Annotated in this window: 22 protein-coding genes and 1 pseudogene; 13 read left to right on the plus strand and 10 right to left on the minus strand. The window is 71.1% G+C overall.

Annotated features, from left to right (window positions below; all coding sequences use genetic code 11):
• Window positions 1-54: 54 nt before the first annotated feature.
• Window positions 55-369, plus strand: coding sequence for a metalloregulator ArsR/SmtB family transcription factor (locus tag VIL76_RS04575; RefSeq protein WP_332043813.1), 315 nt, complete (start codon window positions 55-57; stop codon window positions 367-369).
• Complete coding sequence (locus VIL76_RS04580) at window positions 362-781, plus strand: SRPBCC domain-containing protein (RefSeq protein ID WP_332043814.1); 420 nt, start codon at window positions 362-364, stop codon at window positions 779-781. The genes VIL76_RS04575 and VIL76_RS04580 overlap by 8 nt, the downstream gene beginning before the upstream one ends.
• On the opposite strand, the gene VIL76_RS04585 is transcribed toward VIL76_RS04580, so the two are convergent.
• Both VIL76_RS04585 and VIL76_RS04590 read right to left on the minus strand, forming a co-directional pair.
• Window positions 762-3,563, minus strand: a complete 2,802-nt coding sequence (locus VIL76_RS04585; protein WP_332043815.1) for a helicase C-terminal domain-containing protein — start codon at window positions 3,561-3,563, stop codon at window positions 762-764. The genes VIL76_RS04580 and VIL76_RS04585 overlap by 20 nt on opposite strands.
• Window positions 3,564-3,632: 69 nt before the next feature.
• Complete coding sequence (locus tag VIL76_RS04590; protein WP_332043816.1) at window positions 3,633-3,923, minus strand: hypothetical protein; 291 nt, start codon at window positions 3,921-3,923, stop codon at window positions 3,633-3,635.
• A 131-nt stretch (window positions 3,924-4,054) separates the two neighbouring features.
• Between VIL76_RS04590 and VIL76_RS04595 the strand changes: the two genes are divergently transcribed.
• Complete coding sequence (locus VIL76_RS04595; RefSeq protein ID WP_332043817.1) at window positions 4,055-4,993, plus strand: DUF808 domain-containing protein; 939 nt, start codon at window positions 4,055-4,057, stop codon at window positions 4,991-4,993.
• On the opposite strand, the gene VIL76_RS04600 is transcribed toward VIL76_RS04595, so the two are convergent.
• On the minus strand, window positions 4,990-5,844 hold the full coding sequence (locus tag VIL76_RS04600; protein WP_332043818.1) for an MBL fold metallo-hydrolase: 855 nt from the start codon (window positions 5,842-5,844) through the stop codon (window positions 4,990-4,992). The two genes, VIL76_RS04595 and VIL76_RS04600, sit on opposite strands and share 4 nt — an antisense overlap.
• Window positions 5,845-5,989: 145 nt before the next feature.
• Here VIL76_RS04600 and VIL76_RS04605 point away from each other — a divergent pair, with 145 nt between their 5' ends.
• Window positions 5,990-6,385: a hypothetical protein gene (locus VIL76_RS04605; RefSeq protein ID WP_332043819.1), complete on the plus strand. Its 396-nt coding sequence runs from the start codon at window positions 5,990-5,992 to the stop codon at window positions 6,383-6,385.
• Here the strand turns inward: VIL76_RS04605 and VIL76_RS04610 are convergent.
• Window positions 6,382-8,292: a S9 family peptidase gene (locus VIL76_RS04610; protein ID WP_332043820.1), complete on the minus strand. Its 1,911-nt coding sequence runs from the start codon at window positions 8,290-8,292 to the stop codon at window positions 6,382-6,384. The two genes, VIL76_RS04605 and VIL76_RS04610, sit on opposite strands and share 4 nt — an antisense overlap.
• A 208-nt stretch (window positions 8,293-8,500) precedes the next feature.
• Between VIL76_RS04610 and VIL76_RS04615 the strand changes: the two genes are divergently transcribed.
• Complete coding sequence (locus VIL76_RS04615) at window positions 8,501-10,114, plus strand: hypothetical protein (protein WP_332043821.1); 1,614 nt, start codon at window positions 8,501-8,503, stop codon at window positions 10,112-10,114.
• Here the strand turns inward: VIL76_RS04615 and VIL76_RS04620 are convergent.
• Complete coding sequence (locus tag VIL76_RS04620; RefSeq protein WP_332043822.1) at window positions 10,111-11,082, minus strand: SDR family oxidoreductase; 972 nt, start codon at window positions 11,080-11,082, stop codon at window positions 10,111-10,113. The genes VIL76_RS04615 and VIL76_RS04620 overlap by 4 nt on opposite strands.
• A gap of 183 nt (window positions 11,083-11,265) precedes the next feature.
• Here VIL76_RS04620 and VIL76_RS04625 point away from each other — a divergent pair, with 183 nt between their 5' ends.
• Window positions 11,266-11,853, plus strand: a complete 588-nt coding sequence (locus tag VIL76_RS04625) for a CAP domain-containing protein (protein WP_332043823.1) — start codon at window positions 11,266-11,268, stop codon at window positions 11,851-11,853.
• Window positions 11,854-11,974: 121 nt separating this feature from the next.
• Here the strand turns inward: VIL76_RS04625 and VIL76_RS04630 are convergent, their stop codons facing one another.
• From VIL76_RS04630 to VIL76_RS04645, 4 genes are all read right to left on the minus strand, one after another.
• Window positions 11,975-13,039 carry an alpha/beta fold hydrolase gene (locus tag VIL76_RS04630; RefSeq protein ID WP_332043824.1) on the minus strand — a complete coding sequence of 355 codons (1,065 nt, stop codon included), beginning with the start codon at window positions 13,037-13,039 and terminating at the stop codon, window positions 11,975-11,977.
• Window positions 13,040-13,052: 13 nt separating this feature from the next.
• On the minus strand, window positions 13,053-14,201 hold the full coding sequence (locus VIL76_RS04635; protein ID WP_332043825.1) for a saccharopine dehydrogenase family protein: 1,149 nt from the start codon (window positions 14,199-14,201) through the stop codon (window positions 13,053-13,055).
• Window positions 14,202-14,267: 66 nt separating this feature from the next.
• Window positions 14,268-15,725 (minus strand): carotenoid oxygenase family protein, encoded by a 1,458-nt coding sequence (locus VIL76_RS04640; protein WP_332043826.1) that lies wholly within the window; start codon window positions 15,723-15,725, stop codon window positions 14,268-14,270.
• 10 nt (window positions 15,726-15,735) lie between these two features.
• Window positions 15,736-16,146, minus strand: a complete 411-nt coding sequence (locus tag VIL76_RS04645; RefSeq protein WP_332043827.1) for a DUF2141 domain-containing protein — start codon at window positions 16,144-16,146, stop codon at window positions 15,736-15,738.
• A 162-nt stretch (window positions 16,147-16,308) separates the two neighbouring features.
• Here VIL76_RS04645 and VIL76_RS04650 point away from each other — a divergent pair, with 162 nt between their 5' ends.
• From VIL76_RS04650 to VIL76_RS04665, 4 genes are read left to right on the plus strand one after another with little or no spacing between them, the layout of a single operon-like run.
• The gene (locus tag VIL76_RS04650; RefSeq protein ID WP_332043828.1) at window positions 16,309-18,777 is read left to right on the plus strand and encodes a ligase-associated DNA damage response DEXH box helicase; all 2,469 of its coding nucleotides are present in this window, start codon (window positions 16,309-16,311) and stop codon (window positions 18,775-18,777) included.
• Window positions 18,778-18,791: 14 nt separating this feature from the next.
• On the plus strand, window positions 18,792-19,496 hold the full coding sequence (gene pdeM / locus VIL76_RS04655) for a ligase-associated DNA damage response endonuclease PdeM (protein ID WP_414695411.1): 705 nt from the start codon (window positions 18,792-18,794) through the stop codon (window positions 19,494-19,496).
• A gap of 50 nt (window positions 19,497-19,546) precedes the next feature.
• The gene (locus VIL76_RS04660) at window positions 19,547-20,173 is read left to right on the plus strand and encodes a glutathione S-transferase family protein (RefSeq protein ID WP_332043829.1); all 627 of its coding nucleotides are present in this window, start codon (window positions 19,547-19,549) and stop codon (window positions 20,171-20,173) included.
• Window positions 20,174-20,226: 53 nt separating this feature from the next.
• The gene (locus VIL76_RS04665; protein ID WP_332043830.1) at window positions 20,227-21,123 is read left to right on the plus strand and encodes a 2OG-Fe(II) oxygenase; all 897 of its coding nucleotides are present in this window, start codon (window positions 20,227-20,229) and stop codon (window positions 21,121-21,123) included.
• 174 nt (window positions 21,124-21,297) lie between these two features.
• Here VIL76_RS04665 and VIL76_RS04670 read toward each other — a convergent pair whose 3' ends face one another.
• Window positions 21,298-21,612, minus strand: coding sequence for an EthD family reductase (locus VIL76_RS04670; RefSeq protein ID WP_332043831.1), 315 nt, complete (start codon window positions 21,610-21,612; stop codon window positions 21,298-21,300).
• Window positions 21,613-21,688: 76 nt separating this feature from the next.
• On the opposite strand from VIL76_RS04670, the gene VIL76_RS04675 reads away from it, so the two are divergent.
• From VIL76_RS04675 to fusA, 3 genes and pseudogenes are all read left to right on the plus strand, one after another.
• Window positions 21,689-22,900 carry an alpha/beta fold hydrolase gene (locus VIL76_RS04675; protein ID WP_332043832.1) on the plus strand — a complete coding sequence of 404 codons (1,212 nt, stop codon included), beginning with the start codon at window positions 21,689-21,691 and terminating at the stop codon, window positions 22,898-22,900.
• Between the two features lie 657 nt (window positions 22,901-23,557).
• Window positions 23,558-23,884 carry a 2OG-Fe(II) oxygenase gene (locus tag VIL76_RS04680; RefSeq protein ID WP_332043833.1) on the plus strand — a complete coding sequence of 109 codons (327 nt, stop codon included), beginning with the start codon at window positions 23,558-23,560 and terminating at the stop codon, window positions 23,882-23,884.
• 186 nt (window positions 23,885-24,070) lie between these two features.
• Window positions 24,071-24,622 (plus strand): annotated as a pseudogene (fusA, locus tag VIL76_RS04685) (elongation factor G); the annotation flags it as partial.

Here is a 24,622-nt window from a genome sequence, read left to right on the forward strand (position 1 = left end):
GCGCCGCTTGCGCCGCTCTTCTTTTTGCCCAATATTCACCCTTAGAGGTGAATATTGCTGGACACGACCCTCACCGCCCTAGCCGACCCGACGCGGCGCGCCATACTGGCCCGGCTCGCGGCGGGTGAGGCGCGCGTGACCGACGTGGCCGCGCCGTTTCCGATCTCTCTGAACTCGGTCTCCAAGCACATCCGCATGCTGGAGCGGGCCGACCTCGTCCGCCGCCGCGTGCAGGGCCGCGACCACTACCTCACCCTCAACCCCAAGCCGCTCGACGAGGCGGCCGACTGGATCGAGCGTCACCGGCGGCTCTGGACCGCCACGCTCGACCGGCTCGACGCCGTCCTGCAGGAGGATGACCATGGCTGAGCTCACCGTCACCCGCCGCTACGACTTCCCGCCCGAGAAGGTGTTCGACGCCTGGCTCGACCCGGCCGTGGCGCGCCGCTTCCTCTTCACCACGAGCAAGAGCGAGGTCGTGGTCTGCGAGATCGACGCCCGCGTCGGCGGCCGGTTCAACATCGTCGACCGGCGCGAAGGCCAGGAGGACATCGTCCACGTCGGCGAGTACCTCGAGATCGCCCGGCCGCGCCGGCTGGTCTTCACCTTCGGCGTGCCGCAGTTCGACCCGACCATGACCCGCGTGACGATCGATATCAGGCGCGAGGGCGCCGGGTGCGAGCTGGTGCTGACGCACGATGACGTCCCGCCGGAGTGGGTCGAACAGGACCGCGAAGGCTGGACGATGATCCTGGAGAGCCTCAGCCGCGAGCTGGCCTGAGGAACTCGCCCACCGCCTCGATGGCCTCCACCAGGGTGACGCGCTGCAGCTCGACGCCCCCCGGCAAGCCGGAGAACAGCCGGGTGGGCGCCTGGGCGTCCAGCATGACGAAGCAGCCCTTGTCGTCGGCGCGGCGGATCAGCCGGCCGAAGGCCTGGGCGATGCGGCCGCGGGCCACCGCGTCGTCGTAGCCCTTGCCGCCGAAGCGCATGCGCCGGGCCTTGTGCAGGATGTCCGGCCGGGGCCAAGGCACGCGGTCGAAGACCAGCAGGCGCAAGGACCGGCCCGGCACGTCCACCCCGTCGCGCACCGCGTCGGTCCCGAGCAGGCAGGCGTCCTCCTCAGCCCGGAAGATGTCCACCAGGGCGCCCACCTCCAACGGGTCGACGTGTTGGGCGTAGAGCGCGAGGCCCTTGTCGGCGAGCGGGGCGGCGATCCGCTCGTGCACGGCCCGCAGGCGCCGGATCGCGGTGAACAGGCCTAGCCCCCCTCCGCCGGCCGCGAGGAACAGCTCGCGCATCGCGGCCGCAACCTGCCGCGGGTCCTCGCGGCCCACGTCTGTGACCACGAAGCAGCGGGCCTGGTTGGCGTAGTCGAACGGCGAGGCGAGCTTCAGGGTCTTCGGCCGGTCCGGCAGGCGCGCGGCGCCCGTGCGCATCTCAGCCAGGGCAAACGGGTCGTCCAGGGTCGGATCGGCGAGGGTGGCCGAGGTCACCAGCACCCCGTGCGCCGGGGCGATCACCGCGTTGGCCAAGGGCTCGGTGGGGTCCACCCAGTGCCGGCGGCAGGCGGCGTCCACCACCCGGCCGTAGAGGAAGGTGGCGTCGAACCAGTCGACGAAGTCCGGATCGTCCTCGGCGTCCTCGTCGATGGCGCGCAGCATCGAGCGCCAGGCCGGCAGGGTCATCCGCGCGCGCCGGTCCAGGCCGCGCAGGGCGCCCTCGATCCGCGCCCGTTCCGAGGCGCCCAGCGTCGCCGCCTCCTGGTCCAGAATGTCCTCCAGGTAACGGGCCAGCGCCAGCAGCGGCGCCTCCACCCGGCCGAGCGCCGCGGCGGCCTCACGGGCGGTGTCGCGCACGAGATCCAGCGCCGGTCGGGCGGCGCATTCCATGCCGACCTCCGAGGGCGCGGCGCGGGCCCGTAGTTGCTCCATCACGGCGACGAGGAAGCTCTCGATGGGCCCCATGGGGTTCACCTCGCCGTTCGGCGGCGAGATGCGGCCGGACCAGCCTTCGCCCGGCAGGGCGGCAGCGGCGCGGGTGGCGTCCAGTAGGGCCGACTTGGCGTCGTCGCGGTCGCCGATCACGTCCATCAGCCGCGCCTCCAGGCCCCGGCCGCGGCGGCCGCGGCCCTCGGGCCCGCGGATCCAGCGGCGCAGCTCGGCGGCCTCCGCGCCCGAGAGCGCGGCGGAGAACGCGCTGTCGGCGGCGTCGAACAGGTGGTGGCCCTCGTCGAAGACGATTCGCTTCAGCTGGCTGGTCTCGGCGTCGGCCTTGGAACCCCGCGCCGCGCGGGCCCCGTCGAAGGCGGCCTGGGTCAGCACCAGGGCGTGGTTGGCGATGACGATGTCGGCCCGCCTGGAGCCACGGATCGCCTTCTCCACAAAGCAGGTGCGGTAGTGCTGGCAGCCGGCGTGGACGCACTCGCCGCGGCGGTCGACCAGGTTGCCTGGGCTGGCCTGCGCGGCGGGCGATACGGCGAACAGCGTCGGTAGCCAGGCCGGGAAGTCGCCGCCGGTCATGTCGCCGTCGCGGGTGACGCGGGCCCAGCGGGCGGCCAGGCCCATGCCGACTAGGTCGGCGGCGCCGAGCTGCGCCTGGTTGGCCTGGTCCTGGAAGTTCAGCAGGCAGAGGTAGTTCTCGCGCCCCTTGCGGACCACGGCCTTCTTCGCCCGCACCTTGGGGTCGGGGTAGATCGACTGGCTCTCCCGCTCGATCTGCCGCTGCAGGGCGCGGGTGTAGGTCGAGACCCACACCGCCGGCCCGTTCGCCTCCGCCCAGAGGGAAGCCGGCGCAAGGTAGCCCAGGGTCTTGCCGATCCCCGTGCCGGCCTCGGCCAGCATCATCCTGGGCTCGCCCTCCTTCTCCCGCGGCTGGAAGGCGAAGGCGGCCTCCACGGCGAACTCGGCTTGGGCCGGCCGCGCCTCGTCGAGCCCGGACCGCTGCAGCAGCTCCTTCAGCCGGTCGGCGGCGTGCTGCGGCTCGATCGGCTTCGAGCCGGCTTCGCCCGGCGGCGCCTCGGCCTCCCACTCCAGGATGCGGCTCCAGACATCGAGCCCGGAGGAGCGGAAGGCGTTGCCCACGGGCGCCGAGCGCAGCGCCGCCACGGTCGCCATGCCCCAGGACCAGCCGCCCCGCGCCAGGGTCTCGGCGAGCGCCAGGGCCTCCTCGCGGGTGGGCTCGGGCGCGCTCGCGAGCTCGGCCAGCAGGAGGCGGGTGGCGTCGGAGAGCGCCGCGGCCTGCGCCTCGGCGCCCTTGGGCTCGGGCAGGCCCAGCGCCTGCGCCAGCCCCGCAGCCGACGGCGCGCAGAACCGGGCGGGCCGCACGAAGGCGAAGAGCTCCAGGGCGTCGAAGATCCGCGGGCTGCGCGGCGGCGCGTTGAGCCCGAGGCGGCGGGCGGTCATGGCCGCATGCGCCAGCAGCACCGGCCCGCTCTCCACGAGGTCTCGGGCTGCGGGCGCTCGCAGCGTCCGAGCGCCCGCCGCATCGGCGACGGCGGCGCGCGGCCCCGGCAGCACGACGAGCGCGGGGGCGAGATCCAGGGAAGCGACGGGGGCGGTCACCGGCAGTTTGTAGCGCGGAATCGGCTGGGAACGAAATGCGAACGACGGCGGCCAGTCGTCGCGCGCCGCCTAGGCCGGCGTCTTCCGTCGGGACACGGCTGAGCGGCGGCGCTTCACAGGGGCTGCGGGCGGCCTGACCAGGATCGCGGGACGGACGGTCGGCCGCCAGCGCTCTACGATCACGGAAACCAGCCTGGCGACCGGATACGGGGTCCACAGCGGCAGGATGCCGTAGGGATGAGCCGCCGGGACGCGGCGCAACATCTTGCCCGCGTGGCGGACCTCGTCGCGGGCTTGGCGCGCGGTCAGCGGGGCGGGATGGCGGCTGATTAGCGGGTCGCGCGGCAGGCGTGGCATCATTTGATCTGCTAAGGCCCGGAACGGCGAGAGGGAAGCCCCCGCTCCCCAAATCAGGTAGACGGACCCTCCCGCTGGCGCGGCGCGGCGACGCCCCCTAAGGAGGAGGCGGAGCGGCTTTTCAGGGATCGCGCATGGCCTCGGGACTGGTGGCGTTGCTGGACGACGTGGCGGGCATCGCCAAGATCGCCGCCGCCTCGATCGACGACGTGGCAGGCGCCGCGGGCAAGGCGGGCGTCAAAGCGGCCGGCGTGGTGGTGGACGACACCGCGGTGACGCCGGGCTACGCCATGGGCTTCACGCCTGACCGCGAGCTGCCGATCGTCTGGAAGATCGCGCTGGGGTCGCTGCGCAACAAGTTCTTCTTCCTGCTCCCCGGGGCCCTGCTGCTCAGCGCGTTCGCGCCCTGGGCCGTGACGCCGCTGCTGATGATCGGCGGCGCCTACCTGGCCTTCGAGGCCACCGAGAAGATCCTCGAGGCGGTGCGCCACGAGGACCATTCCGACGAGCCGCAGGAGCTGGCGCTGAGCTCCGCGGAGCTGGAGAAGCAGAAGGTCGCCGGCGCCATCCGCACCGACCTGATCCTGTCGGCCGAGATCATGGCCATCGCCCTGGCCGACGTCGCCGAGCGGCCGTTCGCGATCCAGGCCGCGGCCCTGGCGGTCGTGGGCCTGGCCATCACCATCGGCGTCTACGGCGTCGTGGGGCTGATCGTGAAGATGGACGACATCGGGCTGCACATGGCCAGCCGTGACAGCGCGCTCGGCAAGCGCGTGGGCTCCTGGCTCGTGAAGGGCATGCCGGTCGTGCTGAGCGGTCTCGCCACCGTCGGCACCGCCGCCATGCTGTGGGTCGGCGGCGGGATCATCGTGCACGGGCTGCACGAGTACCACGTGCCGGTCGTGCCCGGCCTGGTGGAGGGCTTCTCGCACTGGGCGGGCGGCGTCCCCGGCGTCGGCGCCGTGACCGGCTGGCTCGCCTACGCGGTGGGCTCATCCGTCGTCGGGCTGGTGGTGGGCGGGGCGCTGGCCGCCGTGATGGCCGTGGTCCTCCGCGCCCGGGGCAAGCACTAGACGCTGAACCGCCAGGCCTCGCCGTCGCGGACCACGTGGCCGGCGGTGGGGGCTGCGAAGTGGGTGCCGATCACGAGGACCTGGGAGGCGGCGAGCTCGCCGAACATCCGCCGGCGCGTGGCGGTGGATACCTCCTGGTCGTAGTCGGAGCGGCTCGCCCACTCGGGTCGCGCCAGCTGGCAAGGGTGGTGGGCGAAGTCGCCGGTGATCAGGGCCTCCTCGCCCTGCGACCGGATGCGGACGCTCACGTGCCCCGGGGTGTGGCCCAGCGTCGGCTCCAGACGCACCTCGTCGCAGACCCGGTGGTCGGTCTCGACCAGGTCGACAAGGCCCGCATCGAACACGGGCTTGACGCTGTCATGGAACGACGAGCGCTCGGGGTCGGCGCCCTCGTCCTCGGCGCGCCAGTAGTCGTACTCGGCCCGCCCGATCAGGTAGCGCGCGTTGGGGAAGGTCGGGACCCACCTGCCGTCCACCAGCATGGTGTTCCAGCCGACGTGGTCCACGTGCAGGTGCGTGCAGAGCACGGTGTCGATGCTCTCCGGCGCATAGCCCGCGGCCTCCAGGTCCTTCAGGAAGCCGGTCTGCAGGTTGGACCAGGTGGGGATGTCCCGCTGCTTGTCGTTGCCGATGCAGGTGTCGACGATGATCCGCCGGCCGGGCGTCTCGACGACCAGCGCGTGGACGCTCATCCGCAGCTTGCCGTTCTCGTCCGCGAAATGGGGATAGAGCCAGCCGATCTCGCGCGCCGCCTCCGGCGTGGCGTCCGGCAGGATGAAGCGCGTCCCGCCGGTCGCCTCCAGCTCCAGGATGCGGGTGACGGTCACGTCGCCGATGCGCCACTTCAGCATGGGAGCCTCCCTCGTCGCGGACATTGAAGCACCGGGACCGCCAATTCCCAACAAGCTTCACCATTCAGCCGGCGTTCAGGCAGGGCTTGTGAGGGTCGGGCAAGGCTGGGGCATCCCGCTGACCAGCAGGCTGGAGACATTGGACATGCGTAGGCCGCTCACCGCCGCGCTCGCGGCGCTGACCCTGGCGAGCTCGATCACCACCCCGACGTTCGCCGACCGCCACCGGCATGGCCGTCACCACCGCCATCACGACGACGGCGACGCGGCCGCCGCGGCAGTGGTCGCCGGGCTGGTGGGCCTGGTGATCGGCGCGGCCGTGGTCGCCGACTCCCGGCGCAGGGTCCTCTACCAGTCGGTGAGCACCGAGCCGGTCCTCCCGCCGCCCGGGTCCGTGCAACCGGATGCGGAGGGCTGGTACGGGCCCTATGCCGACGGATCGAGCCAGGGCTGCTTCATGCAGCGCTGGGTCTACGACCGCGAGCTTGGCCGCACGACCACCGAGCGTCGGCCCGTCGACTGCCTCGAGGCCGCGCGCTAGTCGATCCTCAGGACCTTCTTCAGGAAGGCGACCTCGGTGGCGCGCACCGCCTCCTGGTTGGCCTTCTTGGAGATGCCGTGGCCCTCGTCCTTGGCCAGCACGTACCAGACGTCGGTCCCCTGCCCGCGGAGCTTCCTGACCATCTGCTCGCTCTCCGTGCGCGGCACCCGGGGATCGTTCGCACCTTGGAACACCATCATCGGCTTCTTCATCCGCTCGCTCATGCGGATCGGCGCGATGCGGTCGAAGACGGCCTTCATCGCGGGGTCCCGCTCGTCGCCGTACTCGGCGCGGCGCAGGTCGCGGCGATAGCCCTCGGTGTTCTGCAGGAAGGTGACCCAGTCGGAGATGCCGTAGAGGTCGATCGCGCCGGCGATGCGGTCGTTGTAGTGCCCGGCCACGGCCAGCACCATGTAGCCGCCGTAGGACTGGCCGACCACGGCGACGCGGGACGCATCCAGGTCCGGCTGCTTCGCCACCCAGTCGAGCAGGGCGCCGATGTCCTTCACCGAGTCCTCGCGCTTGGCGGCGTTGTCGAGGTCCATGAAGGCCTTGCCGTAGCCCGAGGAGCCGCGGACGTTGGGGATGATCACCGCCGCGCCCAGCTCGTTCACCCACGACTGCCGGCGCGGGTTGAAGTTGGGCAGCTCCTGGCTCTCCGGTCCGCCGTGGATCTGGATCACCACCGGCAGCTTCCCGCTGCGCGCGGTCTTCGGACGGTAGATGAACGCCGGGATCGAGCGGCCGTCGAAGGTGGGGTAGCGGAACAGGGTCGGCTCCACGAGGCGCGCCGGGTCGAGGCCGCCCAGCTCGCTCTGGGTCCACCGGGTCAGCGCGCGGGTCTTCAGGTCGTAGCTCCACACGTCGCCCGACGCCGTCGAGGTGGAGAGCGACAGTCCAAGCTTCGCGCCGTCCGGCGAGAACCCCATCCCGGTGAGCACGCCCTTCGGCAGGGTGGGACCCGGCAGGACCCGACCGGTGGCCACGTCGCGCAGCACGATCTTCGACCAGCCCTCCTCGTTCACCGCCTGGGCCAGCACCCGCCCGTCAGGACTCACGTCGAGGTCTTCCGAGCCCCACCTCGCGCCCGGCTCCAGGTCGCGCAGCGGGCCATTGGCGAGGTCGATCGCCACCGGCCGGGTGACGTCCGTCCCATAGTCGGAGAGCGCCACCACGCTGGTCCCGCTGAACTTGGCGCCCACATAGGCTGCCTTCCTGTCCTGCGGCCCGACGGGCGTCAGCCGGCCGGACGCCACGTCGAGCACGAACAGCTCCACGTGGGTCGCCGAGTTGTAGCGGCTGGCCAGGATCCGGCGGCCGTCGGCGGAGACGTCCTCCACCGCCATCGCGCCCTTGCCCTCGTGGACGGTGCGACGGGTCTTCGGGTCGGCCGGATTGGCGACCACGATGTCGTAGTCCGGATCGCCCGGCGTGACCTGGCTCCAGGCCACCAGCCGCCCGTCCTTGGAGAACTTGAAGTTCTCGTTGCGAGTGTTGGGCGCGGTGAGCTGCACCTCGCGCCCCGAGAGGTCGCGCAGCCAGGCCTGGTAATACTCCGCCCCGCCCACGTCGCGCGGATAGAGGAAGCGCTGCGCCCCCGGCTGCGCATAGGCGCTGTTCACCGGCTCGGAGAAGAAGGTGAGCTGGGTGCGCGCCGCGCCCGGCCGGGCGACGCGGTGGATCTGGTTCGTCTCGCCGAAGCGGGTGGCGATCAGGATCGAGCCGTCGGGCAGCCAGTCCTCGAACACCGCGGAGCGGGCGTTGTAGTAGGGCGCGAGCCTGGCCTGCAGCTCGGGGGACGGCGGCACGACCCCGTCGAACACCACGTTGCCGACCTCCCGCACCTGGGCCAGCGCCACACCGGCCAAGGTGGCGGCGAGAGCGGTTCCGACGAGCAACGCACGCATGAAGACATCCCCACTGAACTGCATTCCCTCCCTTAATGGGCAGGGACAGGCCGCGAAAGCGGCCAGGGTGGGGAAGTGGGGGCAGGATCTCGGAGTCCCCGCTTGATCGCGACTGCCTCCGGCTCCGCCAGCAACCTGTTCTGCTGTTGCATAGTCGTGCCTATAGTCGGCGCATTGGGGGAGGACCGCCGTGTTGCGGAAGAGCTTGTTGATCATGGCCCTGGCCGGCCTGACCTCGGCCGCCACGGCGCCGGACGCCAGCCGTCAGGCCATCGGCTATATCTGCGGGGCGGAGAACACGCCGGGCGGCGCAGGCCCGCGCGAGATCAAGCGCGAAGCCGGTGTCGGCAACAGCCGGATGCCCATCGCCACGAGCAATCCGGAAGCCCAGGCCTGGTTCGACTACGGCCTTCAGCTGGCCGACGGCTTCTACCACGAGGACGCCAAGCTAGCCTTTGCCAAGGCCGTGGCCGCCGACCCGCAGTGCGCCGTCTGCCTGTGGGGCGAAGCCTGGTCACGCAGCGACAACCTCAACATCCCCGCCGGCAAGGAGGAGGTCGAGAAGGCTAAGGCCCTGCTCGACAAGGCCGAGAAGCTGCCCGCCGGGGAGCGCGACAAGGCCCTGATCGCGGCGCTGAAGCTGCGCTACGCCCCGCCGAAGGGCGAGACGGCCGACACCGCCTACGCCAAGGCCATGGACGCCATCGCCGTCCGCAACCCGGACGAGCCGGAGCTCGCCGTCCTGGCCGCCCACGCCTGGATGCTGCCAGCCCGCCGCAACGACCGCTCGGGCATGGAGCGCGCCATCCAGCTGCTCGACGGCGTCCTCGACCGCCAGGCCGACCATGCCGGCGCCATCCACTTCTACATCCACGCCACCGAGTTCGCCGGCCGGGCGGCGGTCGCCGTGCCCTACGCCGAGCGGCTGGCGAAAATCGCGCCCATGGCCAGCCACCTCGTCCACATGCCGGCCCACACCCTGTTCCGGGTCGGCCGGTACCACGAGGCGGCCCAGCTGAACGCAGAGGCGCTGGGCGTCGAGGCGCGCTACCGCCGGGCCCAGAACGCGCCGGGGCCGCTGGGCGGGGCGCTCTACTACAACCACAACTTCTCGTTCGGCCTCGGCGGGGCGATGATGGCAGGCGACGGGGCGCTGGCGCTGAAGTTCGCCGACCACGTGCCGCTGGCCTATCCGATGAGCGTGCCGGCCGAGCAGCGCGACTTCGCGGTCGCCCGCAGCTACGTGGCCTACGGGCGGTTCGACCCGGCCCGGGCTCTGGCGCTGCCGGAGCCCGCCCGGGACAAGACCGCCATGCGGCTGATGCGCCACTACGCGCGCGGCGAGGCGGCGGCGGCCCGCGGCGACGTCGCGGCGGTGAGCGAGGAGGCGAAGCTCGCGGCCGAGCTCAAGGCCGAGGGCGCCAACGCCGGCCAGGTGCAGAACCTGCAGACGCTGGTGAAGCTGGTCCTGGAAGGCCGCGAGGCCATCCTGTCGGGCGACCTTGCCCGCGCGGTGAAGGCCTACAGCGCCGCCGCAGAGTTCCAGGACACCCGCATGCGCGACATGATGGATCCGCCGCCCTGGTGGTACCCCGTCCGGCGCAGCCTCGCCGCGGCCCTGCTCGCCCAGGGCCGCTACGCCCACGCCGCCGCCGAGGCCCGCCGCAGCCTGGCCGGCTGGCCGCAGGACGGGCTGGCGCTGAAGGTGCTCGCGGAGGCGGAGACCAAGCTCGGCCGCACCGCCGAGGCCCGCGCCCACATGGCCGAGGCCCGTGAGGCCTACCTCGGCGACCTGGCGAAGACGCCCCTGGCGCTGATCTAGCCGCCCAGCTTCCAGCCGGCTTCCTTGGCCAGCACCTGGAAGAACTCCGGCTCGTAGGCCCTTTCCGGGTCGGCGCGGACCAGCTCGTCCATCTTGTGGGCGTCCTGGCCCACAAGGATCCGCCAGCGCTCCGCCTTCACGCCGTCGAGGATGATCTTCGCGGCCTCGGCGGCCGTGGTCGGCGCCTCCTCCAGGAAGCGGCGGTGCTGCTCGGCCGCGATCGCCTGGATCGCATCGTCGCTCATCAGGTCCACGTTCATCCCCATGCGGGCGATGCGGGCGCGGGCGCGGGCCAGGTCCTCCGGCGACAGCTGGTCCTCGTCGCGCCGCGTCAGCACCTTGCGCGAGTTGGCGACGATCGAGGTGCCGATGTGGCCCGGCATGACGACCGAGACCTTGATGTGCGGCGCGTTGAGCCGCAGGTCGGTGATCAGGGCCTCGGAGAAACCCTTCACCGCGAACTTCGCCGCGGCGTAGGCCGTGTGGGAGATGGTCGGCCCCAGGCTTGCCCAGAAGCCGTTGACGGACGAGGTGTTGACGATGTGCGCCTCGTCGGCGGCCAGCATCATCGGCAGGAAGGTGCGCACCCCCAGGTAGACCCCGCCCCAGCAGACGTTGAACGTCCGCTCCCACTCCTCGCGGCTGTCGTTGACCACGCTGCCGCCGCCGCCGATGCCGGCGTTGTTGAACAGCAGGTTCAGCCGGTCGGTCTCGTGCTGGGCCTGGGCCTCGTCGCGGAAGCGGAAGAGCTGGGCCTCGTCGGAGACGTCGGCGATGTGGGCCGTCACCCGCGTGCCCTGCGGCGGCCGGTCGGCTTCGATCAGCGCCACCGTCTCGGCCATGGCCTTCGCCGAGACGTCGCACATCGCGACGTTGCAGCCCTCGGCGACCAGCTGGCGGGCGAGCTCGCGGCCCATGCCCGTGCCCCCGCCGGTGACCACGGCGAACCGCCCCGTGAAGTCCTTCATGGCGCCCCTCCCACACTGCTTCTTCAGCAATAGCCCCGATCCATGTTGACGCCGCGACACCCGACGTCCCCCCAGCCGCCCCGCGCGCTTGGGCCGCAGGGGGTGCGGCGCCTCGCCTAGGCGTCCTCGTGCGCCGCGGCCGCTAAGTCCCACGCGGGGGCTATTGGTAGAGTGGGTCAAAGCATGCGCGCATCCTGCGCTGTCGCAGCCGTCTTCGGCGCCCTGTCCGTGACCTGCTTCGCCCAGCCGGCCACGGCGGCCGGAGCTCTCGAGGCCAAGGTGCTGGACGAGGTGAACTTCGCCCGCACCCGTCCCGCCGAATACGCCAAGGTGCTGCGCCAGCGCGCGCCGGAGATGATCGGCGAGGATCCGCGCGACGTGGCCGAGGCCATCCAGTTCCTGTCCCGCCAGAAGCCGCTCCCGCCGCTCAGCCCCGACAGCAAGCTCGCCCAGGCGGCGCGGGCGCATGCGACCGCCCAGGGCCGCGCCGGCGAGGTCGGGCACACCAGCCCAGGCGGCGTCACCTTCGGCAAGCGCCTGCAGATCCACGGCATCAAGGTCGGCATGGCGGCGGAGAACATCTCCTACGGCTACGACGACCCGCGCGCCGTCGTGCGCCAGCTGATCGTCGATACCGGCGTCCCCGACCGCGGCCACCGCAGGAACATCTTCACCGAGGGCCACGAGGCCGCCGGCGTGAGCTGCGCGCCGCACAAGGAGTGGGGCTCGCTCTGTGTGATCGACTTCGCCGGGCAGCCCCTCGGGCGCTGAGCATCAATCCCGCTCGTCCCCGCGAAGGCGGGGATCCAAGCGGCTTGTCCGTTGGCGAGCGATCCGACGCGGCATTCCCGGTAGTCGGCTTGGGTCCCCGCCGTCGCGGGGACGAGCGGAGTTATTTGCGCTCGGACCGCTTCAGCAGGTCCGCGAGATCGTCCTTCCACAGGTTGGCCCAGGTGTGGCTGCCGTGGCCGCGGGTCTCAGGGGTCGCCGGCAGCAGCTTGAACCGCGTGGTCTTGAGACGCTTCGCCGCCGCCTCCGCGATGCCCAGCTCCGGCGGGTTGATGAAGTCGTCGGCCGAATTGATCCAGGTCATCGGCGCGGTGATCTTCTCCAGGTCCTTCGACGGGTCGTAGGTGCGCGACGCGTCCACCTGGTAGATGAAGTCGTTGGCGTCCATGCCCCGTGCGCGGGCGGCGACCTGCTCCTCGAAGTAGCGGTCCACCGCCTCCCGCTTGGGATACGAGATCTGCATGGGCAGCGGCGCGGCGCCGGCCACCATCAGGAGCCCCGCCGCCGTGCGCAGCCCCTGCGCCGGCTGGGTGGTGTAGTCGCCGCCGCGGTAGGCCGGGTCCGACGTGACCGCGTCGATGGCCATCTTCCGCCAGAGCCGGTTTCGCCCGGCGATCTCCGCCGGCAGGCAGGCCAGCGGCATCAGGGCCTGCGCCGCGTTGGGCCACTGCTCGGCCCACATGAACGCGTGCATGCAGCCCATCGAGGTGCCGAGGATCAGCCGCAGCCTCTCGATGCCGAGGTGCTCGGTCACCAGCCGGTGCTCGGTCTCCACCATGTCGGCGTAGTCGTACTTCGGGAACCGCGCGCGGAGACCGTCCGACGGCTTCGACGACTGCCCGTGACCCAGGCCGTCAGGCAGGATGACGAAGTACTTCGCCGGGTCCAGCAGCCCGCCCGGGACCATCAGCACGTCGGCGAACTGCGGCGCCAGCAGCGAGCGACCGTTGCCGCCGGTGCCGTGCAGCAGCAGGACCGCATTGGTGATCTTGCCCCGCGCGTCGCGGCGCGGCGTGCCGGCCGTGTAGTAGTGGATCCTCAGCTCCGGCAGGGTCTCGCCGGTGCGGAATCGAAAGTCCCTGATCCGGAAATCGCCTTCCTGCGTCGGCGGCGCGGCCGCCGCGGCAGTAGCGAAGAACAGGGCGGTGAGGAGGACCAGGATGCGCATGCGCGCACCCTAGCTATTCCTCCGCGAACGTCAGCCCCGCGTTCTTCTCAAGCCGGTCCACCAGCTTGCCCTGCATCGCTGCGCCCGGGACCCAGACGCCGCCTTCGACATCCGCACATTCCTGCACCAGGCAGATCGCCGCCTCGGCCAGCATCTTCGATGTCGAGCCGTAGCCGGGATCCTTGTCGCCCTTCACGCAGACGCGGACCTTCCGCCCGTCGGCGGCCAGGCCAATGAACAGCAGGTCGAAGAAGCCGGTCTCCCGCTCCTCCTTGGTCGGCCCCTCGCCGGGCCGCGGGCCGCCGTCGCCCATGGCCGTGAAATCGGTGGGCGCGCCGGGGATGACGATCGCCATCTCGTCGTACTGGAAGTCCTGCCCATAGGGGTGGCCCATCAGGAAGTTGGAGCGGTGCACGTTCTTGGCGTTGATCACCGCCATCATGAACGGCCCCACCTCGCCGCCCACGTCCTCGTCGGCCATCACCTGGTTGGCCGGCGGCTGCGGCGGGCCCTGGAAGCCCGGCGTCAGCGCGAAGTCGTTCATCATCACGCCCAGCACCGACGGATCTTTCTGGATGGCCGCCATGGTGGCCTTGCCGCTGGCCGCCGTGCCGCCCGAAAGCCCGCCCTTGATGCCGCGCACCCGGCCCTTCACGCGCGGGACCGGCCCGCTCAGCTTCGCCTTCGCCGTCTCCTGGCAGAACCAGACGCCCAGCTCGAAGGGGATGGAGTCGAACCCGCAGGAATGCACGATCCGCGCGCCCGACTTCTTCGCCGCCTCGTGGTGCTCGCCGATGATCTTGTGCATCCAGTTGGGCTCGCCGGTGAGATCCAGGCAGTCGGTCCCGGCGGCGACGCACGCGGCCACCAGCTCGTTGCCGTAGAGCTGGTAGGGGCCCACCGTGGTGATCACCGCCTTGGCCCGGCGAACCATGGCGTCCAGGCTCGCCGGGTCCGCGGCGTCGGCGACGATCAGCGGAGTGTCCCTGGGCGCGCCGATCTCGTCGCGCACCTCTTCCAGCTTCAGGGGCGAGCGGCCGGCCATTGCCCACTTCACCTCGCCGCCCACGCCGTAGCGCTTCGCCAGGTGCTCGGCGACTAGGCGACCGGTGTAGCCGGTGGCCCCCCACACGATCACGTCGAACTCGGCGTTGGGATTCATTGGTCGCCCCTCCCCTGTCTCGAAAAGGGGCGCACCATGCCGTCAGCTGACGCTGTAAGCAAACCCCTAGGCGCTGACGAACACCCCGTGGAAGCCCACCGGCAACGCGACGTCGCTGCGCCAGGTGCAGAGCGGCCCGTCGGCGACGCGGCGGGCGTCGAAGACGTGCAGCTCGGTGGCTTTCGCCTTCAGGTTCAGACTTGTGCCCACCAGCCAGCCGTCGCCCTCGGCGGAGGACCCGGGCCGCGGCACGAACACCGCCTCTTCCGACAGCTGCCGCGTCCCGAAGCTGTGCGACTGGGTCCGTCCCGTCCGCCAGTCGGTCACGCCAACGCCGTCCGACAGCGGACGGTCGCTGCGCTCGCCGGTGACGTGCCAGGTGTAGCGGCGGTCGAGGCCCGCGAACCGAGGATCGGTGCGGGGGAATTCCGCCGTGCGGCTCCCCTTCATGATCTCCGCGCGGCCGTTCGGGTGCAGCACGAACATCGAGTTCTTCGGCGCCGAACCCTCGAACGGCTTCGCCGCCGTCATGCTGGCGACGTGCTTGGTGACGAACGCCCCGTCGTCGGAGACGCAGCCGTCGAAGCGGATGGTGCCGTCGCTCTCCCGCCAGGCGTCGCCCAGGTGGAAGAAGAACAGCGCCGGCAGCTCGTAGGTGCGCCGCTTGGTGAGGTCCGCCTTGTCGATCACCACCACCTGGGTGCCCAGCTCCGGCTTCCAGGCCATGCCTGCCGCCAGCGGCGTCACCAGCTTCTCCCGCACCCAGGGCTGCAGGATGATCACCAGCTCCCGGTCCGTCGCCGTGAAGTCGTGGACGTAGCTCGAGCGCGGCAGCTGGATGACCTTCATGTCCTCCAGCGCCCCGCTGGCGGAGAGCCGCCAGATCACCGCCTGGCGCCCGTTCATGCCGAGGTTCCAGACCCGGCCGTCCGGCTCCACCCGCGGGTGCGCCAGGAACGGCATGCCCTTGGCGTCGTCGCGCAGGGTGACGAAGCCCTTGGTGGCCAGCGTCTCGGGATCGACCGCCGCCGGCGAGCCGCCTTCCCACAGCGCCCAGAGCTGGCCGCCCACCGCCAGCAGAGCGGTGTTCGCGGCGTTGAGGTCGTCCGGTCCCCCGACCCGGGCGCGAGCGCTGCCCGTGGTGCCGAAGCCGGGCGTGACCAGCGCGTTGGCTGCCTGGTCGGCGCGGCGCTTGGGCGTATCGACGAACCGCGCCGCCAGCCGCGCCTGGCCGTCGCCGATGCGGAAGGCCCGCACCAGGCCGTCGCCATCGAACCAGTGCGCCGCCTCGCCGGCGCCATAGCGGAACTTGGCCGGGCCGTTGCGGTAGAGCGTGCCGGTCAGCCCGGCCGGCGCGCGGCCGTGCACCAGCCGCAGCGCCCGCGGCGCGATGTCGGCCTCGACGTCGGAGACGGCCAGCGCCCAGTCGGCGGCCTCGGCGGCCCAGAGCCGTTCGGGGGAGAGGATGGCGGTGGCGCTCAGCGCCGCGCCGCCGGAGATGAGCGTCCTGCGGGAAAGGTCCATGGGTGCGTTCCTACTGAAGCTTGATGGTCTGGGCGGCGCCGTCGGCGCCCACCTCGAAGACCGTTTCGCCCCAGCTCGGGGCGGCCATGCGCACGGGCGCGTTGTTGGAGAAGCCCAGCGGCTCGATGGGCATGCCAAACGCGTTGGCGTTCATCTTCCCGTCGCCATTCAGGTCGTGGAACGACTTCACGGCGTAGCGGCCGGGCGGCAGGCCGTTGAAGCTCACCTTCACGGGCGCCGCGGCGGCCGAGGCCATCTGGGCGACGCGGGGCTTGTTGCCGTCGTAGTCGGCCTCGGAGGCGTAGAGCGCCACCATCACCTGGCCCTTGGGCTCGGCGGTCTCGAAGGTGAGCGTGATGTCGCCGGCGGCGGCGGGGGTGGCGGCCAGGCTGGCCAGGAGCAGGGCTAGTTTGATGTACATGGTCTCGTCCGTTGCGGTTGTTGGCCCATCGATGGCCGAGCCGCTGACGATGCGAAACCGCGTCTGCGTAGGGCGCCGCGGTGGCTACGTCGGCAGCAGCCCCCCGCCGCTCACGCATCGCGAACGGCGTGAAACGGAACGGGAACATGCTATAGGGCCTTGATGGCCGACGCCGCCGTGCCCGCCTCCGACCTCCTGCCCGCCAGGTTCGCCGACTGGTTCGCCAGCCGCGGCTGGAGCCCGCGCGCCCACCAACTGGCCATGGTCGAGAAGGCCCGCGAGGGGAAGGACACCCTGCTGATCGCCCCGACCGGCGGCGGCAAGACCCTGGCCGGCTTCCTGCCCAGCCTGATCGAGCTTTCCCAGCGGCCGCCGGCCAACGCGCCCACCGGCCTGCACACCCTCTACATCTCGCCCCTCAAGGCCCTGGCCGTGGACGTGGAGCGCAACCTCAACGCCCCCATCTTGCAAATGTCGCTGCCCGTCACCGCCGAGAGCCGCACCGGCGACACCGGCATGGCGCGCCGCCAGCGCCAGCGCCTCAAGCCCCCCGACATCCTGCTGACCACGCCCGAACAGCTCGCCCTGCTCTGCGCCTGGGAGGGGGCGCGGGCCTACTTCGAGAGCCTGCGCTGCGTGGTGCTGGACGAGATCCACACCCTGCACTCGTCGAAGCGCGGCGACCTCCTGGCCCTCGACCTCGCCCGCCTGCAGACCTTCGCGCCGAACATGCGCCGCGTCGGCCTGTCGGCCACCGTCGACGATCCCGAGGTGATCAAGCGCTGGATGGCCGCCCCCGCCGGCCCGCAAAGCGTCGACCTGGTCCATGGCCCCGGCGGCGCGGAGCCCATCGTCGAGATGCTGCTCTCCGAAGGCCGCGTCCCCTGGGCCGGTCACACCGCCCAGCACGCCATGGCCGAGGTCTACGAGGTCATCAAGCGCTCGCGCACGGCGCTCGTTTTCGTCAACACCCGTTTCCAGGCCGAGTTCGCCTTCCAGGAGCTCTGGCGTCTGAACGACGACAGCCTCCCCATCGCCCTGCACCACGGCAGCCTGGCCGCCGAACAGCGGCGCAAGGTGGAGGCGGCGATGGCCCGCGGCGAGCTGCGCGCCGTGGTCTGCACCTCCACCCTCGACCTGGGCATCGACTGGGGCGACGTGGACCTGGTCATCCAGCTCGCCTCGCCGAAGGGCGCCTCGCGGATGGTCCAGCGGATCGGCCGCGCCAACCACCGCCTCGACGAGCCCAGCCGCGCCATCTTCGTGCCCGCCAACCGCTTCGAGATGCTGGAGTGCCAGGCCGCCCGCGAGGCCATCGCCGAGCACCGCCTCGACGGCGACCCGCCGCGCATCGGCGCGCTGGACGTGCTCGCCCAGCACGTCATGGGCTGCGCCTGCTCCGAGCCCTTCGACATGCTTCGGCTCTACGACGAGGTCGTCACCGCCGGTCCCTACCGCGACCTGCCCTGGGAGGACTTCGAGCAGGTCGTCGATTTCGTCTCCACCGGCGGCTACGCGCTGAAAACCTACGACCGCTTCCGCCGGATCGTGAAGGGCCAGGACGGGCTGTGGCGCGTGCGCAACCACATGATCGCCCAGCAGCACCGGCTGAACGTCGGCGCCATCGTCTCGCCCGCCATGCTCGCCGTGCGCATCGGCGGCCGCCGCGGCTCGGCCGGGCGCAAGATCGGCGAGATCGAGGAGGGCATGCTGGAGATGCTCGACCCCGGCGACACCTTCGTCTTCGCCGGCCAGGTCTGGCGGCTGATGGGCATCACCAACCTCGACGTCCTGGTCCAGCCCGCCAACGACAAGGACCCCAAGATGCCGTCATGGGGCGGCTCGAAGTTCGCGCTCTCCACCTACCTCGCCAAGCGCGTGCGCCAGCTGATGTTCGACCAGGAGCGCTGGCCCGTCCTGCCCACCGACGTGCGCGAATGGCTGGAAGCCCAGCGCGACCGCTCGGTGATCGCCTCGGAAGAGGAGATGCTGCTGGAGACCTTCCCGCACGGGAAGCGCAATTTCATGGTCTGCTACCCCTTCGAGGGCCGCCTCGCCCACACCACCCTCGCCATGCTGCTGACCCGCAGGCTCGAGCGCCTGGGGGTCGGCCCCCTCGGCTTCGTCTGCAACGACTATGCACTGGCGGTCTGGGCGCTCGAGCCGCTCGACCGCCTAGATTTCGACGAGCTCTTCGACGAGGACATGCTGGGCGACGACCTGGAGAGCTGGCTGGCCGAGAGCTTCATGATGAAGCGCGCCTTCAAGGGCTGCGCGATCATCGGGGGGCTGATCGAGCGGCGCTTCCCCGGCGAGCAGCAGAAGACGGGGCGCCAGATCACCTTCTCCACCGACCTCATCTACGACGTGCTGCGCCGCCACCAGCCGGACCACCTCCTGCTGCGCTGCGCCCGTGACGATGCGGCGACCGGCCTCATCGACGTGGCGCGCCTGGGGCAGATGTTGGCGCGCATCCGCGGCCGGATCCGGCACGCGCCCCTCGACCGGCTCTCGCCCTTCTCGGTCTCCATCCTGCTGGAGATCGGCAAGGAGCGCTCGCCGGGCCATGCGGGCGAGACCATGATCCTGCACGAAGCCGAAGAAGACCTGATCGCCGAGGCCATGAGTTGAGCGACGCCGCCCACATCTACGACTTCGCCGTCGAGACCTGCGGCTCGCTGCGCACCATGGTGCACGGAGCCGACGTGACCCTGCGCGCTTCCGGCGCCATGTGGCTGTCGTCGGAGCGCACCCTGGTGGTCGCCGACCTGCACCTGGAGAAGGGCTCCGCCTACGCCAGCCGCGGCCAGATGCTGCCGCCCTACGACACCCGCGACACGCTCACCCGTCTGGAAGGCGAGGTGGCCGCCCTCGATCCCGACGCCGTCGTCCTGCTGGGCGACACCTTCCACGACCGCAGGTCCGAGGAGCGGCTCGCCGCCGACGACGCCGATCGCCTGCGCGCCCTGGCGCTCGGCCGCCGCCTCATCTGGGTGATCGGCAACCACGACGCCGACGGTCCGCAACACCTGCCCGGTGACACCGCCGCCGAGCTCTCCCTGCAGGGACTCACTTTCCGCCACGAGCCGCAGGAAGGCCCGCAGGCCGGAGAGGTCGCCGGCCACCTGCACCCCGCCGCCCGGGTCCGCGCCTCCCGCGGCAGCGTGCGCCGCCGCTGCTTCGTCACCGACGCCGAGCGCGCCATCCTGCCGGCCTTCGGCGCCTACGCCGGCGGCCTCAATGTCCGCGACCCCGCCTTCTCCGGCCTCTTCGCCCGCGCGCCAATGGCGGGCGCGCTCGGCCGCGGCCGCGTCCACGCCATCGGCTGGAAGTCGCTCACCGGCGACTAGCGCCGGCCATCGCGAAATGCTCCGCTAGGGTGGGCTGGAGGCTTGCGGCGATGAGCGAACTCACCATCTGGACCTACGACTGGGTGCCTGAGGGCCCGCGCGGCTTCGTGCGCGACCTGCGGCTGCGATGGGCCTGCGAGGAAGCGGGCCTGCCCTACGCCGTCCGCACCATCCCCTTCGACGGCCGCGAGACCAACCACCTCGATCGCCAGCCGTTCGGCCAGGTCCCGTTCCTCGACGACGCGGGCGTGCAGCTCTTCGAAAGCGGCGCCGCCCTGCTGCACCTGGCGCGCAAGAGCGACCGCCTGATGCCGCGCGATCCCGCCGGCGAAGCCGAAACCCTGCAGTGGACCATCGCGGCGCTGAACTCGATCGAGATGGTCACCGTCCCCTGGTGGTTCCTGACCCTCAGCGGCGCCGCGGACAACGGCCTCACCGGCTGGATGACCCAGCGCCTCGGCCATATCGAGCGCGTGCTCGCCGAGCGCGAATGGCTCGCCGCCGGCCGCTTCACCGTCGCCGACCTGCTGATGGCCGACGTCCTGCGCGTCCCCAAGGTCCGCGCCTTCGGCGAGCGGCCCGCCACCGAAGCCTACGTCGCCCGGCTCACCGATCGCCCCGCCTTCAAGACGGCCCACGCCGACCAGCTTGCGCTCTTCGAGAACGCCGCGCGTTAGGCATGAGCGAGACAGCGCCGGCGCCGGCCGGCGCCCACCGTGGGGAGTGACTTGTGGTCGAGCAACCCATCACCGACGCCCTGCGCCCCGGTCTGAGGGAGTGGTTCGAGTTCAACGTCGGAACCGGGCGCGACGTCGCCGACGTCGAAGCCGGGCTCGTGGCCGCCGGCTATCGGGCTCAGGACGTGCAGGCGTTCGTGCGCGAGGAGTCCGCCCGCTTCGCAAGGTATCAGGCGGGCGAGGCCTTCGACGCCGATCCTGTGGGATGCCCGGCCGAGGCCGCCGAGAGGTTCTGGCGAAGACTCGACGTCCTTGCCCCGTTCAACCGGGTCCTGCTGGTCGACCGCGTCGTCCCGATCCTGGTGAAGTATCTCGGGCGCGGCATCTTCCTGCTCCCGGACTTCCTCTCCGACGAGGAGTGCGACGGCCTCATCGCCCAGGCCGAGGGGCGCATGGAGGACTCCAAGATCTTCGACCAGAGCAACGGAGCCCTGGTCGTCGATCCCACCCGCTCGAGCCGCAGCTGCGCGATCCGCCGAGGAGACGGCGAGCTGGTGAGGCGGATCGAGAGCCGCATCGCCAAGCTGACGGACATGCCCGTCGGCTTCGGCGAGAACCTCCAGATCGTCCAGTACGCCCCCGGGGGCGAGTACATTCCCCACTTCGACTACTTCGATCCCGAGACGCCGGGCGGCGCCGAGGAGCTGGCGGGCAACAGCCAGCGGCTGCTCACCGTCATCATGTACCTGTCCGACGTGGAGGGCGGCGGCTGGACCCAGTTTCCGGACCTGAACGTCGAGTTCACCCCCATGAAGGGCGCGGCCCTCCTCTTCCCCGCCCTCGATCCGCAGGGTTCGCTCTTCAGGCCCTCCCTCCACTGGGGCCGCCCGGTATTCTCGGGCGAGAAGTGGATCGCCACCAAGTGGATCCGCCTGACACCCCAGGCCTGACACGATGACCCACGAGGCTCCGCCCCCCCTCTCCGGCTCGCGGCAGCGAGCGGGAGAGGGCCGGTGAGGTCCGGCTGGGCCAGCTCCGGATGCCCGACCCGAGGGCAGGAAGGCGGCTGCGAGCACCGCGGGCCCTTGATCGGGGCGACGGGGGAAGACGGGTGGCAGGTGCGTCTAGGCGTCCTTCGCGCTGACCTGTGTCACGGGCGCGATGTCGGTGAAGTTCGCGATGTCCGCGAACACCTCCGCGGCCCGCGGCCCGGTGAGGCTGGCCTGGAGTGCTTCCGGGCTCTCGAAGGACAGGTGGGCCATGGCGACGAACGGCGCCGGGCCGCCATCGCCGGCCGACAGACCTTGCTGGATCTCCACGTTCTTCAGGCCACTCTTGGCAAAGGCGTCCTGAACCAGCGGGATGTGGGTGGCGCGGTAGTAGGCCTGGTCGAACCGTCCGCCGGACTGGGCGGGGTAGAGCACGCTGAAAACCACCATCGTCGAACCTCCATCGAGCGCCGCTCTGCGCGGCGTGTACGCGGTGGACCTTACGAGACGCCGCGACTTAAGGTTCTTGGACGATCTGAAAAGTCCTGAATTCGGCGAGGCGATGCAGACCGGCGGTCCACGCACAATCAGCTTCGGGCCGTTCCAGCTGGACCTTGCGCGCCGCAGGCTGAGCCGTGACGGCCTCGAAACCCCTCTTGGCGAGCGCGCGCTCGACGTTCTCTGCACCCTCGTGGCGGCCGACGGGGAGGTGGTGTCCAAGCGGGACCTCCTCGCCAAGGTCTGGCCGGGGGTCACCGTCGAGGAGAACAATCTGCAGGTGCAGGTCTATGCCCTTCGCCGCGCCCTGGGAGAGGACGGCGACGCGAGGGGTTACATTCGGACCGCTTCGGGGAGAGGCTACCGGTTCGTGGGCGATGGGCCGCCGTCCGCTGCCCCGGCCGTTCCTGAGCAGGATATCCGCTACGCGCGCGGACGTGACGGCGCGCACCTGGCCTACGCCATAGCCGGCGAAGGTCCGCCGCTGGTGCGCGCGCCGCTCTGGATGAGCCACGTGGAACACGACTGGAAGAGCTCCATCTGGAGCGGCCTTCTGGTCGCACTCGCCCGGTCGCACGCCCTGCTGCGCTACGACGGCCGCGGGATGGGGTTGTCCGATCGCGATGCGGCCATCTCCTTCGACGCCGCCGTCGACGATCTCGAGGCGGTGGTCGACGCCGCAGGCCTGGAGCGGTTCGCATTGCTGGGCATATCGCAGGGCGCGGCCGTCTCGCTGGCTTTCGCCGCCCGGCGCCCGGAACGGGTGGCGAAGCTGGTGCTGGCCGGGGGCTACGCGCGGGGGCGGCTCGTCGTTGCGCCGGAGAGCGCCGCTGCGCTCGAAGCCACCAAGACCCTGGTGAGGGAGGGCTGGGGCCGCGACAACCCCGCCTTCCGCCAGATCTTCACCTCGCTTGGATTCCCAGAGGCCACCGCCGCCCAGATGCACGAACTGAACGAGCTTCAGCGTCTCTCCGCCACCGGCGAAGCCGCCGCGCGCATCATGGACATGCAGGCCCATATCGACGTCAGCGCCGACCTCGCCCGGATCCGCTGCCCCACGCTCGTGCTGCACAGCCGCGATGACGCCTGGATCCCCGTCGAGAGGAGCCGCGAGATTGCACGCGAGGTGACCGGCGCCCGGTTTCGCGAGATCGCGGGCGCCAATCACGTGGTCCTCCCCCAGTCCCCGCAGTTCGCGGATTACGTGGGCAGGATCCTCGCCTTCCTTGCGGAACCCTAGTGATCGCGCCTCGAACTCCCTCTCCGGCTCGCGGCAGCGAGCGGGAGAGGGCCGGGGTGAGGTCCGGCTGGGCTAGCCCCGGATGCCGGAACCCGAGGGCAAGAAGGCGGCTGCGAGCACAGCGGGCCCTTGATCCGTCATCCGGCGCGCCACGCTTGCACGAGCCGGGCCTCACCCCAGCCCTCTCCCAAGGCTCCGCCTCGGGAGAGGGAGTGGATACCTAGATCGAGCATTGATCTCAGGGCAGCCAGCCTTCCTGGCGAACGTCATCCCCGGGCTTGTCCCGGGGACCGAGAAACGCCGGCGTTCGGAAGCGGTACGCCCCCACCCGAACTCCCTCTCCGGCTCGCGGCAGCGAGCGGGAGAGGGCCGGGGTGAGGTCCGGCTGGGCTAGCTCCGGATGCCGGAGCCGAGGGCAAGAAGGCGGCTGCGAGCACCGCGGGCCCTCGACCCGTCATCCGGCGCGCCACGCTTGCACGAGCCGGGCCTCACCCCAGCCCCTCTCCCAAGGCTCCGCCTCGGGAGAGGGAGTGGATACCCACACCCGCGCATTGATCTCACGGCAGCCAGTCTGCCTGCCGGTCTCGGCAACTCAAGGATCGCGCGGCACGCGCGACCGCGCCACGGCGGCGCCTCCGGCGAGGAGACGGCGAGCTGGTGAGGCGGATCGAGAGCTGCATCGCCAAGCTGACGGACATGCCCGTGGCCTTCGGCGAGAACCTCCAGATCGTCCAGTACGCGCCCGGGGGCGAGTACATTCCCCACTTCGACTACTTCGATCCCGAGACGCCGGGCGGAGCCGAGGAACTGGCCGGCAACAGCCAGCGGCTGCTCACCGTCATCATGTACCTGTCCGACGTGGAGGGCGGCGGCTGGACCCAGTTTCCGGACCTGAACGTCGAGTTCACCCCCATGAAGGGCGCGGCCCTCCTCTTCCCCCCCCTCGATCCGCAGGGTTCGCTCTTCAGGCCCTCCCTCCACTGAGGCCGCCCGGTATTCTCGGGCGAGAAGTGGATCGCCACCAAGTGGATCCGCCTGACGCCCCAGGCCTGACACGGGGGCAGCGGCGCGTCACGGTCGGAGACAAAGCTGCGAGGTCCGCTTCCGACCCGTTGCGGACTCACACCGCGGGGCTACGGTGACGCTGTGCGCCCGGATGCAACGCCTTTCCTTGTCGAGATCGCCTTGGAGCCGAGGTCCAAGGCCGACCAGGAGAAGCTAGGCGCGGCGTTGGCCAAGCTGGCGGCGGAGGACCCGTCCTTCACCGTCTCGACGGACCACGAGTCCGGCCAGACCATTTTGCATGGGACGACCCAGGAGCTCCTTGAAGCGAAGGCCGAAACGCTTCGGCAACAAGGTATAGGACTCAACATCGGCGCGCCGCAGGTGGCCTACCGTGAATCCCTCGGGAAGCGCGCGGAGATCGACTACACTCACAAGAAGCAGACCGGCGGCACGGGGCAGTTCGCCCGCGTGAAGCTGGTGTTCGAGCCGGGCGAGCCGGGTTCGGGCTTCGTCTTCGAAAGCGCCATCGTCGGCGGCGCGGTGCCGAAGGAATACATCCCGGGCGTCCAGAAGGGTCTGGAGTCCGCCAAGGACAACGGCCTGCTGGCCGGCTTCCCGCTGATCGACTTCAAGGCCACCCTGGTCGACGGCGCCTTCCACGACGTCGACTCCTCGGTCCTGGCCTTCGAAATCGCCAGCCGCGCGGCCTTCAAGGAG

This window comes from Phenylobacterium sp., assembly GCF_036563285.1.
GTDB lineage: Bacteria > Pseudomonadota > Alphaproteobacteria > Caulobacterales > Caulobacteraceae > Phenylobacterium.